This is a genomic window from Arthrobacter sp. UYCu712, assembly GCF_040547005.1.
In the GTDB taxonomy this organism is placed as follows: domain Bacteria; phylum Actinomycetota; class Actinomycetes; order Actinomycetales; family Micrococcaceae; genus Arthrobacter.
Window position 1 is genome coordinate 1 of the sequence record NZ_JBEPOZ010000055.1, and the last position, 4,367, is coordinate 4,367.

At 61.3% G+C, this 4,367-nt stretch carries 7 protein-coding genes; 4 read left to right on the forward strand and 3 right to left on the reverse strand.

The window, feature by feature from the left end:
• Together ABIB51_RS22980 and ABIB51_RS22985 are read right to left on the reverse strand one after the other, a co-directional pair.
• A partial coding sequence (locus ABIB51_RS22980) for a transposase (RefSeq protein WP_354191693.1) occupies nucleotides 1-448 on the reverse strand: 448 nt, incomplete at its 3' end.
• Nucleotides 449-546: 98 nt separating this feature from the next.
• The gene (locus tag ABIB51_RS22985; RefSeq protein WP_354191694.1) at nucleotides 547-699 is read right to left on the reverse strand and encodes a hypothetical protein; all 153 of its coding nucleotides are present in this window, start codon (nucleotides 697-699) and stop codon (nucleotides 547-549) included.
• Between the two features lie 562 nt (nucleotides 700-1,261).
• Between ABIB51_RS22985 and ABIB51_RS22990 the strand changes: the two genes are divergently transcribed.
• The 4 genes from ABIB51_RS22990 to ABIB51_RS23005 all read left to right on the forward strand — a co-directional run bounded on the left by ABIB51_RS22990 (nucleotide 1,262) and on the right by ABIB51_RS23005 (nucleotide 3,656).
• Complete coding sequence (locus ABIB51_RS22990; RefSeq protein WP_354191696.1) at nucleotides 1,262-1,615, forward strand: histone-like nucleoid-structuring protein Lsr2; 354 nt, start codon at nucleotides 1,262-1,264, stop codon at nucleotides 1,613-1,615.
• A gap of 278 nt (nucleotides 1,616-1,893) precedes the next feature.
• Nucleotides 1,894-2,442, forward strand: coding sequence for a recombinase family protein (locus ABIB51_RS22995; RefSeq protein WP_354191697.1), 549 nt, complete (start codon nucleotides 1,894-1,896; stop codon nucleotides 2,440-2,442).
• A 195-nt stretch (nucleotides 2,443-2,637) separates the two neighbouring features.
• Nucleotides 2,638-3,165: a peroxiredoxin gene (locus tag ABIB51_RS23000; protein WP_354191698.1), complete on the forward strand. Its 528-nt coding sequence runs from the start codon at nucleotides 2,638-2,640 to the stop codon at nucleotides 3,163-3,165.
• 74 nt (nucleotides 3,166-3,239) lie between these two features.
• Nucleotides 3,240-3,656, forward strand: a complete 417-nt coding sequence (locus ABIB51_RS23005) for a GNAT family N-acetyltransferase (protein ID WP_354191699.1) — start codon at nucleotides 3,240-3,242, stop codon at nucleotides 3,654-3,656.
• Nucleotides 3,657-3,889: 233 nt separating this feature from the next.
• Here the strand turns inward: ABIB51_RS23005 and ABIB51_RS23010 are convergent, their stop codons facing one another.
• On the reverse strand, nucleotides 3,890-4,258 hold the full coding sequence (locus ABIB51_RS23010; RefSeq protein WP_354191700.1) for a MerR family transcriptional regulator: 369 nt from the start codon (nucleotides 4,256-4,258) through the stop codon (nucleotides 3,890-3,892).
• Nucleotides 4,259-4,367 lie beyond the last annotated feature (109 nt).

The window sequence follows — 4,367 nt, forward strand, 5'->3', positions numbered from 1 at the left end:
CCTCGACCTGGGCGTCAAGGTCCGCGGCCATGACCGAGACCTGGGACTTCGAGAGCCGGGTAATCCCGAGGGACTCGACGAGTTTTTCCATCCGCCGGGTGGAGACCCCGAGCAGGTAGCAGGTCGCGACCACCGTGGTCAGGGCGGCCTCGGCCCGGCGGCGGCGCTCCAGCAGCCCGTCCGGGAAATACGAGCCCTGCCGGAGCTTGGGGATGGCGACGTCCAGGGTGCCGGTGCGGGTGTCGAAGTCCCGGTGCCGGTACCCGTTGCGGGAATTCGTGCGGGCCTCGGAGCGCGCACCATATCCGGCGCCGCAGACCGCATCGGCCTCGGCGCTCATGAGCGCGTTGATGAACGTGGTCAGCATGGATCGCATGAGATCCGGGGAGGCCTGCTCGAGTTGCTCGGACAGGAAACGGGCAGGGTCGATAACATGGGGTGCGGTCATCGCGTGAAAACTCCTTGAGAGAAGACTTTGGTCGGTCTTTCCAAGAATCACGCGATGGCCGCCTCACGTTCGGGAACAACACGCCCGGGGCCGGGCCGTTACACCACGCTAATGGGCACTACCGCCGGCGTTTCGACCTTGTCGGTCTGCAGCAACCCGAAACCATCCTCATGGACACCGGGACCCCACTCTTCGTGTGCTTCAAGCCACGCTGTACGCAGGCTGCGCGTCGGCGCGATCAACTCAGGCATGCCACCACTGTATCGATGCACAGCAACACCTTGGCAGTTCGAGAACGAGCCGGAACTTCCCGAATGGCTCGGCTGTTTTTGACCCGAGTCTTCGGCCGATACTCGCGGGGTCCGCCAGTTTATCTGCGGTCGCGGGGCAGTCATTAACGACCCATACTGACTGGCTCCCGCAGCGCCACCGCGGGTGGTATAGGCTCGCTTGCCAGGGCCGCGGCAAATGTCCCGTATTGGCCTGTAGATAGGCGTCGACATCCCGAAGGCCGACCCGAGAGCGCAAACTGGCCGGGTGGTCGGAACTCGAGTTCGATATCAAAGTTGGTCGAAACGTATGGGGGAGCGTTTTTGACCGTCCGGTCGGGTATACCGCAGCCTAAGGTCAGGGTCCGCCGGCCAATACGTCAGGCTGGGGCCTGTTGCTCTGAATACTGACGCTGGCCGTCGGTGCTCTGAGGTGCCAACCTGACACGCGTGAAGGGGTGCGTGGCCTGCCACTCATGGGGGTGTCTGGATGTGAAATAGGGTTGAGGCTGAAGGCTGAATTCGTATTGGGGAAGACGGCAGCATGAACCACAACCAGAGGACCCCCTTGGCCCGCAAAATCCATGTCCAGCTCATCGATGATCTTTCTGGCGAGGACGCCGAAGAAACGGTTCGATTTTCTGTCGACGGCGCCGACTACGAAATTGATCTCACCGCTGACCACGCCGAGGAACTTCGTGCAGCGCTAGCGGAATACATCTCCAACGGCCGTCGTCTCCGCGGCCCCTCTGCGAGCCGGGCCGGCACGAGTGCTCCGATGAGTCGGGATGAAACCCGGAGGATCCGGGACTGGGCCAACGCCAATGGGTACACCCCCAGCAGTCGAGGACGAATCCGCCAGGACATCCAACAGGCCTACGCTGCCGCTCACGCCTAGCGAGATGCGTGACCCTTGGCTCAGCTCATTGGACCCAAGCTGAGCCAAGGCGGTGACGTGGGCCATGTCCTACTTCCATCTCTGCGGCCTGAAACGTGGCGGATTTCGTTCTCAAAAACGATCCATTACTGAGATGGGCGAGTCGTGTTCCAGGGGACGTAAGGAATGTCGAGGAACTCGCGGTTCGACACGCCCCTCCAAAGTCTCAGAATGCCGTCCAACAACAGGTAGTCTCACAACGGTAAATTGCTCGGCATTAAGAGAATATGGGGACGTCCATGGCTGTAATCGGGTACGCGAGGGTTTCCACCGCGGAGCAGAACCTTGATCTGCAGCTCAATGCACTCCATGCGGCCGGCGCAGCCCGGACCTTTGCCGACAAAGGCGTCAGTGGATCCGCAGCCGAACGCCCTCAGCTATCCAAAGCCCTGGACAGGCTGGAGACCGGCGACGTACTCACCGTATGGAAGCTCGACCGTTTGGGACGCAACACCCGGCACGTCTTGGACCTTATCGAGAACATCCGAGAACGGGGAGCAGGGTTCCGTTCCCTGACCGAGGGTCTGGACACGACCGGACCCATGGGCACCGCGATGCTTACGATTGTGGCCGCCTTCGCGCAGCTGGAGCGCGACACGATGATCGAACGCACCAAAGCCGGCCTCGCTGCGGCCGCGGCCAACAACCGCCATGGCGGAAGACCCCGCAAAGTAGATGACGCTGCCGCTGCTCGGGCCAAGGAACTCAAAGGCAAAGGAATCAGTGCCTCCGACATCGGCAAGATGCTCGGAGTCTCCCGCGCTACTGTCTACCGATATCTTCTCTAGGCAGTGCTGTCCTAGCGTTGAGAGACGACCTGGAGCGTAGCGCTTAGGGCACGTTCACCGGGCATTTTTGTAGGCAGGGCATACGGGAATCAGAGAGTCCTGCGCTACGGCTTTCTCGAAGGGGCGGCGTGAAGGTGGCGAGTAGGCCGGTGGGGGACCGGCTTACGGGCACCGGACATCTGGGAGGATTGCGACATGACTGATGAGCAACAAGCGGACTCGATGAGTCTGGTCGGCCGGCGCATGCCGTCGCAGTTCTTCCCGTCGACCCAGGGGAACACTGTTGACCTATCCGACACGACCTTGAGCGACTACGTGCTGTTCATTTATCCGCGCACCGGCCGGCCAGACGAGCCCGAGGCCGCCGAATGGGCGCTCATCCCGGGTGCGAAGGGCTGCAGTGCCGAGTCATGCGAGTTCAGGGACCTAGCTGCCGACTATGCCAAAATCGGGTTCTCAATCTTTGGGCTGTCGACGCAAGCCACCACCTACCAACAAGAGGCCGCTGAGCGCCTTCACCTTCCGTACTCGCTGTTGTCCGACCCCGAGATGGAACTTGGCCATCAACTCGCCCTGGACTACTTCGCCTTCGAAGGCAGCACCTTATACAAGCGCTGCACGCTCGTCGTGCGCGACGGAGTGATCACCCAAGCCCACCTCTATATCGCTGATCCAGCCTCGCACCCACGCGAACTACTCGCATCTTTGGAGCGCGTCCGTTAGTGGATGATCACCTGCGGGAAGGCTGAGCGGACGTTCGAGCGGGCTAACGGATCGCTTTCCTTTACTGTGTTGTCATGAGCAACCGGTATTTCTTCTCCAGGGCAGCGGACAAGATTGACCGCGCCCGGGTGCATCAGTGGCTTAGTGAGCAGTCCTACTGGGCCCTGGGTCGAAGCCGCGAGAAGCAGGATGCGGCGATGGATGCGTCTCGCAATTACGGGGTGTACGACACCGAAACTGGAGAGCAGGTTGCTTACGGCCGCGTAGTGACTGACGGTGCAACGTTCGCCTGGCTTTGTGATGTGTTCGTGGCGACTGAGGCCCGTGGACGAGGCATCGGCAAAATGCTCGCTGCGGGCGTTATGGATGACCTTGAATCTGCGGAGTTGAAGCGGATCCTCTTGTCCACCGGCGACGCACACGGTCTTTACGCCCAGTACGGCTTCACGGCGCTGACCGACCCTTCCAAGATGATGACTCGTGTCCGCTGAGGGATCCCCAAATCGGACGCAGCGGCGTCCGCTGAGCCACCCTCTAAAGGGACGATTTGAGGGCTCTACCGCCGTGAGGACTGGCCGTCTGATTCAGGGTAGCCAGGGCGCGAGTTAGGTATCCCGGCACCCGAGTCCCGCAAGGCTGATCAAACGCTGCCTAACCTGGGCACACTGCCCTGATTCAGGTGCAGCAACCGAGACCGGTCGGCGTCCTCCCAAAGAAGGCAGTTCTACAGTTCAAGTCGGCTTCGGTAGTCGGCGATCTTCTGCTCGATGAGCGATAGCGAGTTCTGCCACGCGCGCAGTCGCTCGAGGACCTCGGCTTGGTGCTCTTCTAGCAGCTCAAGCCGCCCAGGCACCCCGTCCGGATCGGACGCGACAAGTCGTGTGAACTCGGCGATACGCGTGAGTGGCATACCTGTATCACGTAAGTGCAGCAACACCTCGATCAGATGAACGTCCTGGTCGGTATAGATACGGTGCCCGGAGGAGTTTCGGGTGGGTGCTGGTAGCACACCGATGCGTTCGTAGTAGCGGAGCGTGTCCGGTTCGAGGCCGAATTGGGCTGCAACTTTACCAACGCTTAGAGCTTCAGGCACCGATACGCGCCGTATCTAGCCGGTTGAGCGCGTCATGGGTGAGGCCCGATGTCACCGCTTGCCACGCAGACTCCACCTGGCCAGCCGACGAGACACCTACGACGGGAAG